Source organism: Marinobacter sp. NFXS11, assembly GCF_040148675.1.
Taxonomy (GTDB): Bacteria; Pseudomonadota; Gammaproteobacteria; order Pseudomonadales; family Oleiphilaceae; genus Marinobacter.
This window is the reverse complement of sequence record NZ_JAGDDV010000003.1, coordinates 97,745-116,879: the sequence shown is the minus strand read 5'-3', so window position 1 is coordinate 116,879 and position 19,135 is coordinate 97,745. Positions and strand designations below refer to the sequence as shown.

Sequence of the window (19,135 nt, the reverse complement as noted above, 5' to 3'; positions counted from 1 at the left end):
TCAGTCGTACGCCTTCATTGGCGTGAACCGTCGCAGCTCGCTGAGCTTGTAGCCGGTGTATTGGCCCATCAACAGGATCAGCCCGAGGATCACGAGGTGCAGCTCCGGGAAGTTGAAAGTCAGATGACCAGCCAGAGGTGCGCTCATCAGCAGATAGGCACAGATAGCTACGAACAGGCTGCCGGCACCCTGAACCATAACCTCGTGGGCGCCTTCTTCCTCCCAGAGGATGGACATGCGCTCAATCGTCCAGGCAATGATAACCATCGGGAAAAAAGTGACTGTCATGCCGGTGTTGAATCCCATCTGGTAGCCGATAATGCTCAAGCCCGCGGTGATGAAAATAACCAGAATGATCAGAGCGGATATTCGAGACACCAGCAACAGGTTGAGACTGGACAGATAGCCGCGCATAAGCAGACCTATGGCGACAACCGACAGGAAAGCAATAAGCCCGGGCACCAGAGTCGTCTGGACGAACGCGACGGCAATGAGCACGGGCATGAAGGTGCCAGAGGTACGTATGCCGATGACAATCCGCATGAAGGCCACCATGAGTGCGCCAAGTGGCAGCAACAGCAGCATCCGGAACATGCTTTGCTCTTCAATGGGTAGCTCATAGAAGCTCAGGAAACCGAGGCCGTTGGAGGCGGATTCCATGGTCGCCAGTTGCAAGGCCGGAACAGTTTGCCGGAGCATAGAGAAGCTCACTTCTGAGTTCTCCCCACCCACGACATCCAGCAAAGAAGCAGAGCCCTGGCGCCAGAGCAACAGATCGTCAGGTACGCCCTGTTCAGCGGTTTTCGGGTTGAAGGTGAGCCACTGTTTGCCATTGTAGATTTGCAGGTAGGGCATCAGCTGTTGCCGCCGGCGCGCATCCTCAAGCCTGAGGCCATCGGCTATCCTGGCAGCGATACCGCTATGGTTGAGCATATCGACCAGAAGGTCCAGGTAGTTCTCTTCCGAGACCAGCAGGGTGGTGTTCTGGGTGCGGGTGTCGGGCTGCATCAGCCGGATAAGCTCTCGGGTCATGCTTTCTGGAGTACTCGAACGGGCCCTGGCCTGGTCCAGTATTTCCTGAACGGCTGTGGCTTCGGGTTCCTCCCAAAAGGTCCTCGGTGTTTTCGGTTCCCGCACGGGAATTTCCGGTTGGGCGTTAGCGTCCGGAATAAACTGGGCTTTGAAATACAGTGTCTGCGGTCCGGAGACTTCCCGCTTGCTCCATTCCGCCCGGCGGCTTCCCGAGCTGTCGATTATAGAGAAGCCGTAGCCAGGTGATGCAGCCTGCTCGGTAAGGATACGGAATCCCGGAGGTTGCTCGGGTATGTTGAGGCTGGCAAGAACTGATCCGTCGCCGGCGTCAAAATCGATTCGGGCCTCGACCATCCAGACAGGACGCTGCTCGCCTGTCAGCCAGGGGATGCCAAGCTCAATGTGTCTCCAGACAGCAAGCGAAATGCCCGCAGCGATGAGGAGAAAAACGGCAATATAAAACGGCAGGCGCGAGCGTGTAGTCACGATTCGTTCCCGTTACTTTTGCGGATGGATTCAGGCAATTCGGTGGCGTACTCCTTGCCGACATCGACCAGCATTACGTCACGCAAAATATTGCGGCCGATCAGAACTTCGTAGGTCAGGTTTGTTCTGTCGGCAAGTGTGAACTCGGCTACCTGCCGATGGTCGCCAATAAAGAACTGGAGTTCGACAACAACACGGCGCTCAGCTTCGTCCGCGCTGGCCTGGATAACCCGGACACGACGGGAGATTTCTTTTTCCAGGGTCACTAACTTGTCGGCGCCGGGAACGGGTACGTCGAAACGCACCCAGTTATTGCCATCCCGCTCAAACCGGGTGATGTTGCGTGCGTCGATCGAAGAGGTTTCGGCGCCGCTGTCAATTCGAGCCTTATAGATCAAACCGGGGTCGGCGAGGTAGAAATTCTCTACCTCGCCGACAATGACTTTCCCCTTGAGGCGATCTGCGCGGCCTTTCGAGTTGTCTGTTGCGGGACACTGCTTCTGGACCTGAACGGGCGGACATTCGGGCTTTTCTACCTGGGTAGCGATCGCGTCCAGGATGGTTTGAGTCGATGAGCGAGTCTGTGCAACGGCTTGCTCGTGTCGAGTCGCTGCATTTTCTTCCATGGTAACGAGAGTCGCACGCTGGCTCTTGACGGATCCCTGAACCTCATTGAGGTCTGCTTTGGGAACCATGAAATAACGGTCTGCCGAACATCCCGTTAGCGTGAGAATGCCTGCGAGTGCGATGAAGGAAGGTTTAGGCAGTCCAGCCCGAAAACATTTCAAACCCATGAATAACCCCTGAGCTGGCAGCCTGTCACACCCGAGTAGGAACGGTGAGGACGGTCTGTGCATGTGAAACCGGATACAAACGGAACGGAAGTATACAACATCCAACCTGTGTGGTTGATTTACAGATGGTTAAGGGGCAGTAGTGTTTACCGTGACAGGAGATGTCCCTCACCCAGCACGGTTTCAGCACGCAGGTATTCCTGAATTACGGGGGAGCAATTGAGGTAGAAAAGCAGCAGTTCGCGCTGCACATCCTGATCCTGAATTCGGGTGGCAAAACTGATCAGCTCCCGGATGTTCTCGTCGCTTTCGGCGCTGCTGGAAGGCATACCGAAACTCTTTCCGTACCGGGTTTTGAGCAGGCTGGTGAGGCGCTCGAGGTGAAACTCGCCAGTGTGGGTAATGTGCGGCAGGATTCTGAATGCTTCCTTGTTGCTGGACGCGCCTGTGCCGAACAATCCGGATTGGCTGTCCTGACTGGAGCCGTCATCGTGGAGAAACTCCGCCCCCAGCTTTCGCCACAATTCTTTCAGCATGATCTGTTATCCATTTCTTATCCCGTTCTTGCCCGTCATACGGTTACCAAAGGGTAATAACCACTCTGCGGGTGAACATTTTACCCTTTTAGACGATATTACGTTGGGCGTCCAGAGGTAGATGCCCGGGCTTCAAATTATTGCCAAACAGTCGTGGTCCTTACCGGCAGCATCAGGCAGATTGACGGTGCGCCGGGCAAAAGGTTCCCTGCGTGGGTTAGACTGTATTCAAGAAGAATCGTACCGATCATTCATCTGAAAAGAGTTTTAACAGGAGTATTGCCAGGTGCCTGAAGCCATCATGGAACAGATGTTGTCCCGTCCTGATCTGATGGCGGCGCTGATGGTTGTTTTGATTCTTTTGGTCATTCTGAAAGGGCTTCGGGGCAGGAATGGTCGACTTGAGCAGGACGTCGAACATTGGAGGCAGCATGCCGCAAGCCTCGAGAACCGACTGGCCGGGCTTGAGTCGGAGCTAGAGAGTCGGAAAGAGCGCTTTGCTCAGGTGGAGAGTGAACGTCAGACCTTAAGGGCAAAGGCGGATGAGCTTTCCGAAGCGCTGGGTGAAGCCCGTATGTCGCTCCGGGAGCAGGAAGTGACCATTGATAAAGAGCGCCGTTCCGCCAATGAAAAACTGGAACTGCTTGAGCGCAACCGCGACACTCTGAAGCAGGAGTTCGAGAATCTTGCCAACAAGATTTTCGAGCAGAAGAGCGAGCGCTTCAGCCAGCAGACCCGCACCAGTCTCGACACTCTTCTCAACCCGTTCAGGGACCAGCTACAGGATTTCCGCAAACGGGTTGAGGATGTGTACACCACCGAAACCCGGGACCGTCAGGCCCTGCGCAGTGAGATCAAATCACTACAGGACCTGAACCGACAGATTACCGAAGAAGCCGCCAATCTGACCAGGGCACTGAAAGGCGACAAGAAAATCCAGGGCAACTGGGGTGAGCTGATTCTTGAGCGTGTACTGGAAAAGTCCGGCCTCCGTAAGGGCGTTGAATACGACACCCAGGGCAGTTATCGGGACAGTGATCATCAGCTTTATCGGCCGGATGTCATCGTGCATCTGCCAGACAACCGTAACCTGATCATTGATTCCAAGGTGTCGTTGGTGGCTTACCAGCAGTGGGTCACGGAAGACGAAGATTCCGTGGTCAGGGAAGAGTCTTTGAAGCAGCATGTTGAGGCCGTTCGAAATCACATCCGTACGTTGAGTGAAAAGGACTACAGCCAACTGCATGGCCTTCATTCGCCGGATTTCGTGCTTTTGTTTATGCCAATCGAGCCTGCCTTTGTGGCGGCGTTTCAACAGGACGAGAACCTTTTCGCAGAAGCCTTTGAGCGAAAGATTATTGTGGTAACTCCAACAACCTTGTTGGCAACATTGAGAACAATCGAAAATATCTGGCGTTATGAACGCCAGAGCCAGAATGCCCGACGAATCGCCGAGCGGGCAGGCGCGGTTTATGACAAACTCAGGGTGTTCGTGGAAGCGATGGAACGCCTAGGCACCCAGTTGCATACCGCCCAGGGAACCTACGACTCGGCCATGAACACCCTGACCCGCGGGCGGGGTAACCTGATCTCGCAGGCCAATCGCTTTGTTGAGCTGGGTGTTCGGGTCAAGAAAGAATTGCCCAAGGGAATCATGGATCAGGCGGAAGTGGACGATTCCGACGAATTCCCTCATTCCCAGGACGACGACCGGCCTGATTCTGAGGAGCAGGCGATTGGTGCAGATAACGAGCAGGAGTAGATGCCATGGCAGTATTATTTGGAACAGGTCGCTGTTTTGTTCTGGGGGCCGCTTTGGCTTCCGTGCTCCTGGCGGGGCCGGCGCGGGCGCTGGCGCCCGAACATGAAACCCGCAGGCTGATGCTTGCTACGGAAGAGGCCGTTGTTGCGGAGAACTGGGGGGAGGCTGCGGAATACCTCAACCGGTTGCAGCAACTGGAGGGGGAAAAGCCGGAAGACTACTATTTTTATCGGGGCCGGGTGATGCTCCAGTCCTCTCATTTGAACGAGGCCCAGTCGGCCCTTGAGACCTACGTAAGCCGGGCGGGTGCGGAGGGTGCCCACTATCAGGAGTCTCTTCAGCTGATCACCTCTATCGAGAAGACCAGGCGGCAGAACGCCATTGCACCACAGGCTGCTGGCGAAAGTGAACCGGTTGCGGTTATTGAACCGGCGGGTGAGGGCAGGGTTGAGTCCCTGCGCAAGCTCTATCTGGCGGATTCAGATCGTGAAGCCTTGACCCTCCATATCAACAGCCTTCTTGATCTCGCAGGCTGGCGCCGGGATCAGGCAGTGGTGCGCCTGGACCGACCAGCAGATGTGGAGTATCGCCTGGGAACCCAGGGAGATGAGATTCAGGTGCAGGAAATCAGGCGGGCCGAAGATGGCCGTATACTGAGGAGCACCGAGCCGATGTCGGTGTTTGGCATTAATCCCCAGGTTGAATGGCGTTGTGAAGCGGCTGTTTCGACCTGCTGGGTTTACGATCCGAGGGACGGTTCCCGCCTGCTTCAACTGGCCGCGAACCGTGAGCGGGTTCAGGAGATTGCTGAGACGTTGGGGCAGTTGATCCGGACACTTCAGTTACCGTCCGGATCCTGATTCAGTCGGGGAGGTTGCCTCGTTCGCCCTCCCGGTATGCGCCGGGCGTTACCCCCGTCCACTTCTTGAAAGCCCTGTGGAAGGTTGAGGGCTCGGTGAAGCCAACCTTGGCCGCGATGTCGTTGATGGGTAGGTCCTGCCGGCTCAGGTAGTAAATCGCCATATCCCGTCGTAGCAGATCCTTGATTTCCTGAAACGAGGTATTTTCCTGCTTCAGCCGGCGACGCAGCGTTTGCGGGCTGGTGTGCAGTTCTGCGGCAATCCATTCGAAATCCGGTAACGGCTTTGAGAAATCTCGCCCGATCAGCGCGCGGATGCGTCCCGTGAAGGTATTGCTTTCATCTGGCCGGGATAGCAGGTCTGCCGGGGAGGTCTTCAGGAATTGCCGCATCTCCGGCTTGTCCCGTATCACTGGCGCCGACAGGAAGCGCTTGTCGAAGGTGAGGGCGATTTTGTCGGACTCGAACGCCAATGGGCAGTGGAATATGTGTCGATACTCGTCGCCGTGGGCCGGTCGCGGGTAATCGAATTCGGCTTTCTCCAGCTCGACAGGCTGCCCGATCAGCCAACTTCCCAGCCGGTGCCAGATTACCAGGATGCTTTCGCGCAGAAAAAAGCTGGGATCGTTAATGTCGCCTTCCATTCGCGCAACCAACTGAGCTTTGTCCTCGCCGATCTCAAGTTCCATCGACACCATGGGCTCAAACAGCCGGGAAAACTGGAAAGCCTGCCGATACACCGATTCCAGGTTGGGGCAATCGATCACCAGCGCGCACATGGTTGCAAAGGTACCGGTCCGGGCACGTCTTGGCCCCAGCCCCATGAACTCGTCGCCCATCCGATTCCACAGTACCTGCATAAGATGGCTGAATTGGTCACTGCTTACCCGGGCCATTTCAATACGCAGAAGATCGGGAGAGATTTCTGCTTCCCTGAGCATTTCGCGGGTATCAAAACCAAGTCTCTCGGCACCCTCAAGGGCTGCCTGAACAAAGTGCTTTGAAACCGTCAGATTGGACATCACGCTCGCCATTCCATAAAAACGAAACCCATCATAAAACCCCCGCAGAACAATGCAACCGAAGCCGAATGGCGGATCTGGTAGAAACGGCCAATTGGAATGACGGAACCGGCAGTTGGCCAAACTGGCAAAACCGGGCAGCATGAAGGAAACGAACGATGTTCGGACAACTCTGACAATAAAAAGGAGATCATCATGGCGGGTCCTCTGACTTCGCTGAAAGTCCTGGATTTCAGTACCTTGTTGCCCGGCCCCTACGCCACCATGCTGCTGGCAGACATGGGGGCAGATGTATTGCGTGTGGAAGCACCGGACCGGGTGGATCTGACCCGCGTGATGCCCCCCCATGATGCGGGGGTTAGCACGGCTCATGGTTTTCTGAATCGAGGCAAGAAGTCGCTCGGTCTCAACCTCAAAGAGCAGGGGAGTCGGGAGAAAGTCCTGGAGCTGGTCAAAGATCACGACATTGTTGTCGAGCAGTTTCGCCCGGGAGTCATGGACCGGCTGGGCATTGGCTACGAGGCCCTCAAGGCGGTAAACCCTCGTCTCATCTATTGCTCCATTACCGGTTATGGCCAGACCGGCCCCTACAAGGACCGCGCGGGCCATGACATCAATTATCTCTCTCTTGCGGGCGTCAGCAGCCACTGCGGCCGAGCCGACAGCGGCCCGCCACCCATGGGTATACAGATTGCGGATGTAGCTGGTGGTTCTCACCATGCCGTGATGGGCATCCTGGCTGCGGTAATTCACCGGCAGGAAACCGGAGAAGGGCAGTTTGTTGATATCAGCATGACCGATGCCGCGTTCGCGCTGAACGCCATGGCCGGGGCGGCCTGCCTCGCCGGTGGCCAGGAGCAGAAGCCGGAACGCGCGCTGCTGAACGGTGGCTCCTTTTACGACTACTACCAGACCCGCGACGGTCGCTGGCTTTCGGTTGGCAGTCTCGAGCCCCAGTTCGCCTCCCGTCTGTTCCACACCCTGGGGATCTCTGAGGTAACCAGCCTCGCCATGAGCCAGAATCCTGAGCATCAGCAACACCTGAAAGCGGTTCTGAAAGAAAAGATTGCTGAGAAACCCTTGGCGGAGTGGCAGGAGATTTTTGCCGACGAGGATGCCTGTGTGGAGCCGGTTCTGACCATTTCGGAGGCCGCCGAGCACCCACAGCTGAAGGCCAGGGACATGGTGATTGGTGTTGATAGGGGGGATGGCACTCAACAACCGCAGATCGGATTCCCGATCAAGTTCGAGAAAACGCCATCGGAAACGTCCCGGATCGGGAAAATGCTCGGAGCTGATAACGATCAGTTTCTTTAGAAGAAAATAACGTGAATAAGTGTTCAGTTTTGTCTGGCTGAAAAGGAGGGCTCTGCTAGTTTTATAAATGTCACCGGAAACGGTGAAACCGTAGTGAACAATTACAAGGAAAACACTATGAACCTCAGGAAAACCCCGAGTGGCAGACATGCCCTCAGTCTCACCGTCGCCCTGCTTGGCAGTACGTTGCTGGCGGGCTGTTTTGATAGCGACAACGACTCTTCCGGCCCCTCACAGGCTGAGGTGGATCCCAATCTTTTTCCGTCTGATGGTCAGCTAGAGGCGACCATTCGTCGAACTACGGGCGGTGTTCCTCACATCGTCGCTGACGACCTGAAATCTGCGGCTTTCGGGCATGGCTATGCGCAAGCGCAGGACAATGTTTGTATGCTGGCCGAGGCGGTTGTGAAGGCTCGGAGCGAACGGGCGAAGTATTTTGGGCCGGGACCCGATGGGGGATTTGGCGTTGGTATCAATGTCGTTAATGACTTCAGCTACAAAGCCCAAAAGATTTATTCTGGCGCTGAAGCCGAGTTTCCTAATCTGAGCCCTGAGAGTCGAGCGCTAATTGAAGGCTTTACAGAGGGTTATAACCGCTACGTCAATGAAACTGATGCCTCTCAGTTCCCTGTAGAATGTGCGGATCAGGATTGGGTTAAACCGATAACGCCGGTTGATCTGCTGGCTCACTATCGCATTGTTGGTCAGTACGCTAGCGGTGCGCTGTTCGCCACAGGGGCGGTTTTCCTCGCAGTTCCTCCTGGAGAGACTCCGGCACCGACACCGGTGAGTTCGGTAACCAATGCTGACGAGGTCAATCAGCTTCTCAAAAGCGTTGTGGCAACTGCAGAGGCTGGCGCGAAATCACAGACCAATTTCGCGGATATGGGTCTCGCCAGTAACGCCTGGGGTATTGGTAGCGAGTTGACTCAGCAGGGCCGTGGTGCACTCTTGGCAAACCCGCACTTCCCGTACACAGGGCATCGGCGTCTCTATGAGGTTCAGATGACCGTGCCAGGCTACCTTAACGTCCACGGTGCTGGGCTGCTTGGAACGGCGATTCCTCTGATTAATTTCAACGAAAACCTGGCCTGGTCCCACACGGTGACCACCAGTCGCCGATTTACCTGGTATGAGCTGGTGCTCAAGGATGGAGATAATCTCACCTACGTCAAAGATGGAGTTGAGAAGCCGATTACAACCGAGACCTATCAAATCGAGGTCGATTTGGGGCCCCAGACAGTTGTACTGGAAAGAACCTTCTATTTCTCCGAGTATGGCCCGATGATCGCCGCGAACGCTGTGAGTAGTCAGCTGCCGGCCTGGGGCGACAATGGTGCGCTGAACACTTCCTCGATGGTGGCTCACACCTATCGTGATGCCAATGCCAATACTGGGGGGCTTCTGGACACCTGGTTGGGCATGAGTAGAGCCAGCAACCTTGAAGAGTTCCAGGGTGTCTTCCAGAACTGCGGCTCAACCCTTTGGACCAACACCACCTACGCGGATGACCAAGGTAACGCGTTCTACATCGACAGCAGTTCGGTACCGAACCTCTCCGAGAAAGCCATCGCGCTTGTGAACTTCAGAAGGGCAGGCAGCGCAGCCTATGCCGGCCTCTTTGACCAGGGCGTAACCCTGCTTGATGGCAGACTGTCCCAAGAAGACTGGGTCGAGACCGCATGTGGTCCGCTGACGACTTATGATCAGAAGCCAAAACTTGTGAGATCGGATTGGGTGCAAAACTCCAACAGCAGTTACTGGTCCACGAATCCGGATCAGTTTCTGACCGGTTTCTCGCCGCTTTTCGGTGATGAAAAGGCGCCCATTAATGCCCGAACCCGTCTTGGAATCAAGATGCTTCAGAATCTGATGGATCCTGGCGTCCCGGGTGCGCCGCTGCCGGCTGGCGACGATGGGCTGTTTACTGCGAAAGAACTGATCGGTGTGATCTGGAACAATCGTGCCTGGTACGCCGAACAGTTCCTGCCGGAGCTTCAGCAGCGCTGTACCGCCATTGGTAGCACCGAAGTGAACGGCATTGATCTATCGTCCTGGTGTCAATCCCTGAGCAACTGGGATGCCCTCTACAATCGGGATAGCGTGGGCGCCCATATCTTCAGGGTGTTCATGGCCAACTATATTGAAGACCTTGAGTCTGACCTCACCACTCCGTTCAGTCCAGCAGATCCCGTTGGCACGCCTGCGAATCCATCCGACGAGAATGCAGGTACAGCGAGCGACACGATGCTCCTGGCGCTTGCCGATGGTGTGGCCGCGTTGCAGTCTCAAAGCATTTTGCCGACCGATGCGCTCGGAACCCTGCAGTATTACCGTGCTTCAGGCGGTGTTGTTCCTGGTTCTGGTGGGACGCCAACCTTCTACAACAATCAGCCAGCAATCCCCTGGCACGGTGGTGATGGCAGTATCGATGGGGCGTTCAATGCGATCGGTGTTGTAACGGACCCGTTCCTTGAAGATACCCGTTTTCCGAGGATTGCACCGTCAACTATCGATAACACTGCTGGGCTATCAGACGGCTCTGATGGCATCGACGGTTGGCTCATGGCCAGGGGTACTAGCTGGCACTTCGGGCTGGAATTTACGGACAATGGGCCGGAGGCTTATGGCCTCGTGAGTTATTCGCAGTCTACCGATGCCATGTCGCCATTCTTTAGTGATCAGAGCGAGCAGTATTCCAATAAGGAGTACCGCCAGTTGTTCTTTACTGAGGAAGATATTCAGGCAAACCTGTTGCCGCAGGGCGAGACTGTTATTTCTTCAGATTAATACTCAAACCAGTATGAAAACGCCGCGCTCTAACGAGTGCGGCGTTTTTTGTTGCTATTGGTTATGCCGTTGAGCTCAAATAAAAACGCCATCTAGCCACTTGTAAAGCGGGAAAGTCCCTGCTTTTTAGCCACCTTTCCTCGCTACACGCCTGTCCCTTTGGCTATCTGAGCGCCGTCAAACATCTTCATAATTTATGGTTGTCCCAATAATGTGTGCGGCTGCATTGCTGCAAGAGTCCTGGGGTTTGGAGGCTCTTCGATATGTTAATTGTTCGTCTCTGACCCAGGTCGGGCTCGCCAAAAAAAAGCCCCGGCGATGCCGGGGCTTGGTAGGCAGAAGCTAGTCCTTAAGGAGCAGCTTGCTCATCCTGGTCAAGCGCGTTCGCCAGAGTTGGACTGGTTCCCAGAGCATCAATGTTGCTCGGAGTTGCCGGCACCGACAGACCGCTTAAGGCCCGGGCGGTCTGGGTCACCATCACGCTGAAGGCGGCGCTGGTGTTTGCTACACCTCCGCACGCTTCGTTGGGAACGATTGGCGCAACAAAGGTTCCGTGATTGGCAGTTGTGCAAGGGTTGCTGCCATCGAAGAACACAGCCACTGGGGTGGGTGATCCTGAGGTGTCACCCGCTTGCAGCAGGTTCAGGTCATTACCATCAGCGAGGTTGCTGCCGCCAGCGCCCAGATCAAGTAGCGCCATCAGAGGCTCAGTGCCTGTCAGCGGTGCAGAGAACGCCGGGCTGAGCGGATTGACGTTGGCTTCGTTGGGAACCGTGGTGTCGCCAACAACTTCTGTGACCAAAATGTTTTCGGTAGAAGCACCAAGGCCTTTCGCAAAGTTCACCGGATCGCCGGCATCTGAGATTGACTGAAAGACGTAGAAGAAGCTCTCGAAATCAGAGGTTCCCTGAGTGACACCGGCATTAGCCAGCCCACCAAGAACTTGGCCGGAGAAGGCCGGAGAGTTCTCGATCAGGCGAGTAACTTGGCCGCTGGTGTTGTGCAGAACGACCGAGTTAAGCGTCGGGAATGTGAAGTTTGAAAGAGGAACTCCGGCTTGCGCATACGTGCCGTTGAGAGTGCCGTTCAAGGTCGCGTCGTTTGCCAGAGAGGCAAAGACAGTTCCGGAGATGCCTCCAAGAGAGTGGCCAATAAAGTTCACCGGTACATCAGCCAGGTCGCCCGGTGCGAAGTCCTTATTGATGTCAAAGGTTTGAATTGATGCCGCAACGTTAAGCAGATCGACAACGCCCTGACGCAGGTTGTCGCGACTGTTCATCATATTGAGCGGGTTGATAAACAGACTACCTGATGAGATATCGGCCAACGGCGCCTGAACTGGCTGTAGGGAGGCATTAGCGGTGTATCCGAAATGACGCTCACCAATGTAGTCAGCCGAAATCAGTGCGTTGAGCTGGGCAATAACTGCTGCTTGGTTTGGGTTATTGGGATCAAGCAGATTGATAGCAGCTTCTACATCTGTGGTAAGTGCGTCCGCATCAAGAGCAGATAGTCCTGCTACAGTGCCCGTTGAAGCACCTGCGAGGCCATGAAGTGGCTGGTCGATCGCCACGACAGTCTGACATGCACTTTGTGCCAGAAGGATAGCGGGTAGCATGGAAACACTGCGATCTACCGTGATGCCATGTTGGAAAATGGTTACCCCTTCGGGTTTTCCGGCTCCATTGGTTCCCATGCACGCCGCCGGCTGAGCTGGGCTTCCATCGAGAACCGGGCTGAACACCACCACAGGGACAGTCGTGGTTGCGTTCTGCTCTGGGAATGGGAAATACCCGTTCACGTTCAGCGTGCCGTCAATGTCGCGAAGGAATGAGAAAATGGTCTGGCCAGGTGCCAGGTTCTCATTCAGATCCTCTTCCAGGCTTGTGCTTCCGCTCCAACTACCAGTCACTATGCCAGCTCCGGTTTCACCCGGGAGTGACTGGAAGTACGGCAGAGCAATTGCGCCCTCAGAAACCTGCACCTGCTGTGCCGCCTGGGCAATGCTGTTGCTCGGATCTAGGTTGTCGATGGTAGTTAGGAGGGTCGCTGACTCTGCTGGGCCAAAGAAGGATGGGCGCGGAACCGGCAGATGAAGCGTGTCACCAATTTCTGCGCCGATTGCTGCTTGCAGATCACTCGGCTCTGTAAGAGGGCCGACAGTAGCTAGAGCGGTTATTGCTGCCAGCTCTTGGGCATCCAGGTCGCTAGGATCTATGTCGCCCGCTTGCAGGTCCGCAGCAAGCTGTGCAATTTCACCGAGCTTGGTGGTCAACTGAGAGAAATTCAGCGTCGGATAATTGTCTCTGACCGCTTTCAACTGAGCTGTAAAGCCAATTTTCTGGCCCAGCGCGCTTCCGAATGCAGCCGGCGCCATCATTGCACGCAACACGTCGGTATCAGAATTGGTGGTGAAGGTGTACGCAAGCGCGGATTCGGGCGTGTCCTGCGGAATAGCCTGTGCCAGGAAACCGTTCGCCAAAGCATCTGAGGCCTGGAGAATTGACTTTACGTTGGCGAGGGCCGGGTTGCCCAAAACCCCGTCCGCCAGGTTTACGTCCTGCACAGATCTTTCAATGGGCTGGCCGTCAGCGCCAACGATGTTATTGGTTGCAATCACCAGATACTTCTGGCCCTCGGCGAGTGGCTCAAGCGGTACGATTCGAATTGCGTTATCGCTGCCGCCGTCAACGCTCACCACATCGGCGCGGAAGTTGGGGATTGCAGCAAGATCAAACGGGTTTGCTTGGATAATGCCGGATGGATTGGTATTCGGCAGGGCCTCAGGAACGCCCTCTACGGCGTCTGCCACATTGACTGGCAGCAGGAATACCGTGGCGCCGGCCTGAACGGATACAGGGTTCAGGGACCCGTCAAACTTCAGTGTGAATGCGCCGGAGGTAGAGAAGCCGGAAAGATCGTTAACCGCATCGTCGGCAGGAGAAGTGCCGCCAGAGAGCCCTGTAAAGTCATAGTTGGCGCTCTGGGTGGCACCCAGCAACAGAATCAGGTCCGCATTGATCGGGAACTTCGGCTCTGCGGCAATCGGGTTGGGATCGTAGATGGGGCGCACGATTGATGTATCAATCGTCGTATCAGTAATCTGGTAGTCCGGATTAGCATTCGCCCCCGTCTCGCCGCTATCAAAGCAGCCTGTAAGTCCAACGGAAGACGCCACGGCAAGACTTATTAGAGTTTTCTTGAACATGGGTGGAACCTTTTCCTGTTGTTGTGTCGTTATGTTCGGCAGCTGACGGGGCCGGTCTGATCCGGTAAGCCCGTTGTCAGTGGCCTGTTCTGCTTAAACTGTTGTCTGAAATTGTAGCCAGCGCTGTAAGCCAATTTCTGTATCTCTGACTATAGCGACAGTATGGCAAGTGTTGATCAGCCAAAAGTGTGATTCTTCGGGATTGAATCCTCCCCGCACAGTTGGAGTTCGGCCTTTGAGAAAAATAGTTGCCGGATAACGGTTTGTCGAGGTCCGGCAACAGGGAAATTGAGGCGCAGTCGAGGTTTATTCGAAGCGCGAGAAATCCGGTGCGCGTTTTTCCATGAAGGCCCGGAAGGCTTCGGCGGCTTCGGGAGATTTCAGGCGCTCGGCAAACAACTCCCCCTCTTCGAGCATGGTTTCACGAAGCGCATCCATGGTTGGCCGATTCAACATGGCCTTTGTGGCCCGAATGGCTGCCGGGGCCTTCTCAGTCAGCCGCTGGCAAGCTTCGAAGGCATTGGCTTCGGTCTGCTCGGGCTCGCAAACCCGATTGATCAGGCCAAGTCTAAAGGCTTCATCTGCTGAGAAGGCGCCGCCAAGCATCAGGAGCTCCGCGGTGCGCACCCGGCCAATCCAGGAGGGAAGTAGCAGGCTGGAGCCGCCTTCGGGGCACAGGCCGAGACTGGCAAAGGGCATCTGGAACGCCGTGTTGTTGCCGGCGAACACCAGATCGCAGTGGAGCAACATGGTGGTACCAATGCCAACGGCCGCGCCATTGACCGAGGCCACCACAGGCTTGGTGGCATTGGCCAGTAGTAAAAGGAAGCGACCAACAGGCGTTTGTTCAAAATCACCGGGCAAGCCGGCGGCAAATTCGCCCAGGTCGTTGCCTGCGGTGAAACACTCGCTGTTGCCGGTGAAGAGTACGCACCGGATGTTGGTATCATCCCTGGCTTGTTCCAGAGCATCGCCCATGGCGGTGTACATGGCGTGGGTGAGGGCGTTCTTGCGCTCTGGCCGGTTAAGCCGAACGATGAGAGTTCTGGCTTTGATTTCGGTGAGGACGAGGTCAGTCACGGTGTCTCCTGCGATGTTATTCTAGTTTGATTAGGATGATACCTTTTTCTCGTGGCGTTTTTCACGGGTTTTAATCCTTGCTTCGCCATCTGTCGAATCACTCGCCAAACCGATTTTCTGGTAAACTCTGCCCTCCCGATTTTCGATGACACGACATAACGATACCAAGCTGATGAGGCGCCTATGACCACCGTAATCCGCCAGGACGATCTGATTGAAAGCGTAGCGGACGCGCTGCAGTTCATTTCCTATTACCACCCGAAAGATTTCATTGATGGTGTGTATGAGGCCTACCAGAGGGAAGAATCCCAGGCGGCCAAGGATGCCATGGCCCAGATCCTGATCAATTCGCGCATGTGTGCGGAAGGGCATCGGCCACTCTGTCAGGACACTGGCATTGTGACGGTATTCGTCAACATCGGTATGAACGTCCAGTGGGATTGCGAGCTGGCCCTGGATGATGTGATCAACGAAGGGGTGCGTCGCGCCTATACCCATCCAGACAACGTGCTGCGCGCCTCTATCCTGGATGACCCGGACGGCAAGCGTAAGAACACCGGTGATAACACGCCGGCCATCATCCACTACAAGATGGTTCCGGGCGATACGGTTGAAGTGCACGTTGCTGCCAAGGGCGGCGGTTCAGAGGCCAAGTCCAAATTTGCCATGCTGAATCCGTCCGATTCGGTTGTAGACTGGGTTCTAAAGATGGTCCCGCAGATGGGGGCTGGCTGGTGCCCACCTGGAATGCTGGGCATTGGTATTGGCGGTACCGCCGAAAAGGCGATGGAAATGGCCAAGGAATCCCTGCTGGATCCGATCGACATCCATGACCTGAAAGAGCGCGGTGCGTCGAACAGAGCCGAGGAACTGCGTCTTGAGCTGTTCGACAAGGTGAACGATCTGGGTATCGGAGCCCAGGGGCTGGGCGGTCTGACCACCGTTCTGGACGTCAAGGTCAAGGATTATCCGACCCACGCAGCCAATAAGCCGGTTGCCATCATTCCGAACTGCGCTGCCACCCGTCACGCGCATTTCACCCTGGATGGCACAGGACCGTCCCTGCAGACGCCGCCGCGCCTGGAAGACTGGCCGGAAATCACCTGGGAAGTGGGTGAGAACGTGCGTCGTGTGAATCTGGATACCGTCACCCCGGAAGACGTGAAGGACTGGCAGCCGGGCGAAACCGTTCTGCTCTCCGGCAAGATGCTGACCGGCCGCGACGCTGCCCACAAAAAGATGGTCGACATGATCGAGAGAGGTGAGGAGTTGCCGGTCGATCTGAAGGGGCGCTTCATTTACTACGTGGGTCCGGTTGATCCGGTGCGTGAAGAGGTTGTTGGTCCTGCTGGCCCAACGACCGCCACTCGAATGGACAAGTTTACCCACACTATGCTGGAGAAGACCGGCCTTACCGGCATGATTGGTAAAGCCGAGCGCGGTCAGGTGGCCATCGATGCTATCAGGGAATTCGGTGCCGTGTACCTGATGGCCGTGGGCGGTTCCGCCTACCTGGTGTCCAAAGCCATCAAGCATGCGGAAGTGGTCGCCTTCCCGGAACTGGGTATGGAAGCCATTTACGAATTCGAGGTGGAAGATATGCCGGTCACAGTCGCCGTTGATTCACGCGGCTCATCTGTGCACCAGACAGGTCCTGCCGAATGGCACGAGAAGATCATTGCTGCCAAGGCGGTCTGAAGATCTGAACTAGGGGTCGGATGAAAATTTCATCTGACCCCGACTTTAATCTTGCTCCCTTTCCATCCCGTCAGCTTGAACAGCTGATATTCAGGTGCTTGCCCCAATCCGGCGGCAATGCAGCATAAGCCTCATTCTCCGGTTGCTCGTCATAGGGCCGTTCCAGAACCTCAAGCAACCCTTTCATCGGTTCGTAATCCCCGTTCTGGGCTTCCTGGATGACCTGCTGGGCCAGGTAATTCCTCAGCACATACTTCGGATTCACGCGGCGCATGGCGTACTCCCGCTCGTCGTGAGCTCGCGTCTCGTTCAGGAGTCTTTCCTCATAGCGCTCCAGCCACTGGTCCGCCACGCTGCGATCCACAAACAGATCCCGCACCGGCCCATGCCCATGGCTGTGCAGGTTCGACAGCGCCCGGAAGAAGGCCGTGTAGTCGACATGGTGCTCGTGCATCATGCTGAAGGTATCCATGATCAGGCTCAGGTCCGCTTCATCCTCGATGATCAGGCCAAGCTTGTCTCGCATGTTCTGGAGGAAGCGTTCGTTGTAGGCCACTTCATAGCGGCGAAGCCCCCGGCGCACGTCGTCTTCCTCCATGACCGGTAGCAGGGCTGTGGCCAGGTAGCGGCAATTCTCAAACCCGACTTGCGGCTGACGGTTGTAGGCGTAGCGCCCGCCCTGGTCGGTATGGTTGCTTATATAGCCGGCATCGAAATCATCGAGGAATGCGAAGGGGCCATAATCAAAGGTGTCGCCGATGATGGACATGTTGTCGCTGTTCATCACGCCATGGCAGAAGCCGACTGCCTGCCAGTCCGCAATCGTTCTTGCCGTGCGTTCGACGACTTCCTCGAACCAGCGGCTGTATCGCTCGTCATCGGGCAGGTTGATCAAGTGGGGGAAGTGCAGCGAGATCACATGCTCGAGCAGAGTCTTGATGGTTTCAGGCCCTTCGTGATGGGCGGCGAACTCGAAGTGTCCGAAGCGAATATGGCTTTGGGCCACGCGCACCAGTGCCGCGGCTGTTTCGATGGATTCCCGTCGCACCGGGTTTTTGGCGCTCACCATGAACAGTGCCCGGGTGGTCGGGATACCAAGGCCATGCATGGCTTCGCTGCACAGGTATTCGCGAATGGTGGAGCGAAGCACGGCCCGGCCATCCCCAAAGCGGGAGTAGGGAGTTATACCGGCCCCCTTGAGGTGCCAGTCCCAGCGCCGTCCATCGGGACCAACCGTGTCCCACAGCAGCAGGCCACGACCGTCGCCCAGGTCGGGATTGTAGGCGCCAAACTGGTGGCCGGTGTATTTCATGGCAACAGGGTCCATACCCTCGAGTAACTCCGATCCCGCACCCACGCCGGTCCAGTCGGATTCGGAATCGGCCCGAAAGCCCATCTGTTCCGCGAGCTTGTGGTTGAAGCAAACCATTTTTGCGTCTTTCATAGGAGAGGGCTGAACCCGGGTATAAAAACTGTCCGGGAGCTCCAGGTAGCGATGCTCTATTCGAAAATCGTTGCCACTCATAAAACGCCTATACTCCCATTGGTATGAATTCTGCTGCCGTCTCTCTCAAGTCATCCATTGAACTGGAAACCCAACGTGTCTGATCGCTCGCTAGAACAAACCATCAGTGCCCTGATTCAGCAAGAAGGCCTGCCCGATGCCTACGCCGAAACGGTAGAAAATACCATTCTGCCGCTCGCAGACCGAATCTGTGCGCTCCATGATACGGAAAAGCAACCCATTGTGGTTGGTATTCACGGAGCTCAGGGTACGGGCAAGTCTACGTTGACGCTCTTTTTACGGGAAATTCTACTCCGGCACCGCAACCGGTCTGCGGCCAATTTTTCCCTGGATGACATTTACTTTACCAGAGCCGAGCGCCAGGACCTCGCCCAACGGGTGCACCCGTTGTTCATAACCCGTGGTGTGCCTGGAACACACGACGTTGCGCTCGGGCAACAGGTCTTGCACCGCTTGCGCAGTGCAGCGCCTGTAGATGCCACACCGGTTCCTGCCTTCGACAAATCCCGGGACGACCGGGTTCCCCGGGATCAGTGGCCTGTCTTCGGGGGAAGGGCGGAGGTCATTCTTCTGGAGGGGTGGTGCCTGGATTCGCGACCGGAGCAAGACAGTGCGCTTGCCCAGCCGATGAATCCTCTGGAGGAGAACGAGGACCCGGACGGCGTCTGGCGCAGCTATGTCAACGATCAGTTGAAAGGGGAATACCGGAAGTTTTTTGATGAAATCGATTTTCTGATCATGTTGAAGGCTCCCTCCATGGAGTGTGTTCTTGAGTGGCGTCGACTCCAGGAGCAAAAGCTGGCAAATAAAATCCGCAATGCACCAAAAAGTGGCGGGCCCCATGATGGTGCACAGGAGTTGCGCATTATGACCGACGAAGAAGTCGGCCGTTTCGTGATGCACTACGAACGGGTTACTCGTGCCTGCCTCGCAGAAATGCCTGGGCGGGCTGATGTTCTGATCAACGTGGCCGAGGACCATTCCCTCGGCCTTCCGCAGTTTCGCGAGGCCTAGCGGAGACCGGCC

13 protein-coding genes are annotated in these 19,135 nt (G+C 56.0%); 6 read left to right on the top strand and 7 right to left on the bottom strand.

Features of this window, described 5'->3' with window-relative positions; genetic code table 11:
• From J3362_RS16225 to J3362_RS16215, 3 genes are all read right to left on the bottom strand, one after another.
• Entirely contained in the window at positions 1-1,518 is a 1,518-nt protein-coding gene (locus tag J3362_RS16225) for an inactive transglutaminase family protein (protein WP_104270304.1), read from the bottom strand.
• Entirely contained in the window at positions 1,515-2,213 is a 699-nt protein-coding gene (locus J3362_RS16220) for an ATP-dependent zinc protease family protein (protein WP_349521122.1), read from the bottom strand. Before J3362_RS16220 ends, J3362_RS16225 begins: the two co-directional genes overlap by 4 nt.
• Positions 2,214-2,458: 245 nt before the next feature.
• Entirely contained in the window at positions 2,459-2,848 is a 390-nt protein-coding gene (locus tag J3362_RS16215; protein WP_349521121.1) for a hypothetical protein, read from the bottom strand.
• Positions 2,849-3,134: 286 nt separating this feature from the next.
• On the opposite strand from J3362_RS16215, the gene J3362_RS16210 reads away from it, so the two are divergent.
• Together J3362_RS16210 and J3362_RS16205 are read left to right on the top strand one after the other, a co-directional pair.
• Positions 3,135-4,610, top strand: coding sequence for a DNA recombination protein RmuC (locus J3362_RS16210; protein WP_349521120.1), 1,476 nt, complete (start codon positions 3,135-3,137; stop codon positions 4,608-4,610).
• A 5-nt stretch (positions 4,611-4,615) separates the two neighbouring features.
• Positions 4,616-5,470 carry a hypothetical protein gene (locus tag J3362_RS16205; RefSeq protein WP_349521118.1) on the top strand — a complete coding sequence of 285 codons (855 nt, stop codon included), beginning with the start codon at positions 4,616-4,618 and terminating at the stop codon, positions 5,468-5,470.
• Between the two features lies 1 nt (position 5,471).
• On the opposite strand, the gene J3362_RS16200 is transcribed toward J3362_RS16205, so the two are convergent.
• Complete coding sequence (locus J3362_RS16200; protein ID WP_349521116.1) at positions 5,472-6,491, bottom strand: AraC family transcriptional regulator; 1,020 nt, start codon at positions 6,489-6,491, stop codon at positions 5,472-5,474.
• A gap of 195 nt (positions 6,492-6,686) precedes the next feature.
• Here J3362_RS16200 and J3362_RS16195 point away from each other — a divergent pair, with 195 nt between their 5' ends.
• Together J3362_RS16195 and J3362_RS16190 are read left to right on the top strand one after the other, a co-directional pair.
• Entirely contained in the window at positions 6,687-7,808 is a 1,122-nt protein-coding gene (locus J3362_RS16195) for a CaiB/BaiF CoA transferase family protein (protein ID WP_349521115.1), read from the top strand.
• Positions 7,809-7,925: 117 nt separating this feature from the next.
• Positions 7,926-10,598: a penicillin acylase family protein gene (locus tag J3362_RS16190; protein WP_349521113.1), complete on the top strand. Its 2,673-nt coding sequence runs from the start codon at positions 7,926-7,928 to the stop codon at positions 10,596-10,598.
• 349 nt (positions 10,599-10,947) lie between these two features.
• On the opposite strand, the gene J3362_RS16185 is transcribed toward J3362_RS16190, so the two are convergent.
• Positions 10,948-13,806, bottom strand: a complete 2,859-nt coding sequence (locus J3362_RS16185) for an MECDP-synthase (protein ID WP_349521111.1) — start codon at positions 13,804-13,806, stop codon at positions 10,948-10,950.
• A 306-nt stretch (positions 13,807-14,112) separates the two neighbouring features.
• Positions 14,113-14,886 (bottom strand): enoyl-CoA hydratase, encoded by a 774-nt coding sequence (locus J3362_RS16180; RefSeq protein ID WP_349521110.1) that lies wholly within the window; start codon positions 14,884-14,886, stop codon positions 14,113-14,115.
• A gap of 183 nt (positions 14,887-15,069) precedes the next feature.
• Between J3362_RS16180 and J3362_RS16175 the strand changes: the two genes are divergently transcribed.
• Positions 15,070-16,584 carry a fumarate hydratase gene (locus tag J3362_RS16175; protein WP_349521109.1) on the top strand — a complete coding sequence of 505 codons (1,515 nt, stop codon included), beginning with the start codon at positions 15,070-15,072 and terminating at the stop codon, positions 16,582-16,584.
• A 70-nt stretch (positions 16,585-16,654) separates the two neighbouring features.
• On the opposite strand, the gene J3362_RS16170 is transcribed toward J3362_RS16175, so the two are convergent.
• Entirely contained in the window at positions 16,655-18,109 is a 1,455-nt protein-coding gene (locus J3362_RS16170; RefSeq protein ID WP_349521108.1) for a protein adenylyltransferase SelO, read from the bottom strand.
• Positions 18,110-18,184: 75 nt separating this feature from the next.
• On the opposite strand from J3362_RS16170, the gene J3362_RS16165 reads away from it, so the two are divergent.
• Positions 18,185-19,123, top strand: a complete 939-nt coding sequence (locus tag J3362_RS16165) for a hypothetical protein (protein ID WP_349521107.1) — start codon at positions 18,185-18,187, stop codon at positions 19,121-19,123.
• The last annotated feature ends 12 nt before the right edge of the window (positions 19,124-19,135 follow it).

What these genes read in the sequence shown, in the direction of transcription:
- J3362_RS16220 (WP_349521122.1), bottom strand. Translation starts at nt 2,213, where the DNA reads ATGGTTCCCAAAGCAGACCTCAATGAGGTTCAGGGATCCGTCAAGAGC.
- J3362_RS16215 (WP_349521121.1), bottom strand. Translation starts at nt 2,848, where the DNA reads ATGCTGAAAGAATTGTGGCGAAAGCTGGGGGCGGAGTTTCTCCACGAT.
- J3362_RS16205 (WP_349521118.1), top strand. Translation starts at nt 4,616, where the DNA reads ATGGCAGTATTATTTGGAACAGGTCGCTGTTTTGTTCTGGGGGCCGCT.
- J3362_RS16200 (WP_349521116.1), bottom strand. Translation starts at nt 6,491, where the DNA reads ATGTCCAATCTGACGGTTTCAAAGCACTTTGTTCAGGCAGCCCTTGAG.
- J3362_RS16195 (WP_349521115.1), top strand. Translation starts at nt 6,687, where the DNA reads ATGGCGGGTCCTCTGACTTCGCTGAAAGTCCTGGATTTCAGTACCTTG.
- J3362_RS16190 (WP_349521113.1), top strand. Translation starts at nt 7,926, where the DNA reads ATGAACCTCAGGAAAACCCCGAGTGGCAGACATGCCCTCAGTCTCACC.
- J3362_RS16185 (WP_349521111.1), bottom strand. Translation starts at nt 13,806, where the DNA reads ATGTTCAAGAAAACTCTAATAAGTCTTGCCGTGGCGTCTTCCGTTGGA.
- J3362_RS16175 (WP_349521109.1), top strand. Translation starts at nt 15,070, where the DNA reads ATGACCACCGTAATCCGCCAGGACGATCTGATTGAAAGCGTAGCGGAC.
- J3362_RS16170 (WP_349521108.1), bottom strand. Translation starts at nt 18,109, where the DNA reads ATGAGTGGCAACGATTTTCGAATAGAGCATCGCTACCTGGAGCTCCCG.